This window comes from Mesorhizobium sp. M1E.F.Ca.ET.041.01.1.1 (assembly GCF_003997355.1).
Classification (GTDB): domain Bacteria; phylum Pseudomonadota; class Alphaproteobacteria; order Rhizobiales; family Rhizobiaceae; genus Mesorhizobium.
This window is the reverse complement of the sequence record NZ_RZSL01001197.1, coordinates 1-625: the sequence shown is the minus strand read 5'-3', so window position 1 is coordinate 625 and position 625 is coordinate 1. Positions and strand designations below refer to the sequence as shown.

Genomic DNA, 625 nt, shown 5'->3' with positions numbered 1-625 from the left:
CGGGCGGCGCGGCCGATGGTCTGGATCAGCGAGGTTTCCGAACGCAGGAAACCTTCCTTGTCGGCGTCGAGGATGGCGACGAAGCCGCATTCGGGAATGTCGAGGCCTTCGCGCAGCAGGTTGATGCCGACCAGCACGTCGAAGGCGCCGAGGCGCAGGTCGCGCAGGATCTCGATGCGCTCCAGCGTGTCGATGTCGGAGTGCATGTAGCGGACACGGATGCCGTTCTCATGCAGGTATTCGGTAAGGTCCTCGGCCATGCGCTTGGTGAGCACCGTGACCAGCGTGCGATAGCCCAGCCTGGTGGTCTCGCGGATCTCGCCGACGACGTCGTCGACCTGGCTCTTGGCCGGGCGTACCTCGACCGGCGGGTCGATCAGGCCGGTCGGGCGGATAACTTGCTCGGCGAAGACGCCGCCGGACTGCTCCAACTCCCAGCCGCCCGGCGTCGCCGAGACGGCGACCGACAGCGGGCGCATGGCGTCCCATTCCTCGAAGCGCAGCGGCCGGTTGTCCATGCAGGAGGGCAGGCGGAAGCCATACTCAGCCAGCGTCGCCTTGCGGCGGAAGTCGCCGCGATACATGCCTCCGATCTGCGGCACGGTGACGTGGCTTTCGTCGATGA

General features: G+C 66.9%; 1 protein-coding gene. It reads right to left on the bottom strand.

The window, feature by feature from the left end:
* Nucleotides 1-625: helicase-related protein (locus tag EOA38_RS38320; RefSeq protein ID WP_281060192.1), on the bottom strand; the 625-nt coding region annotated here is incomplete at both ends.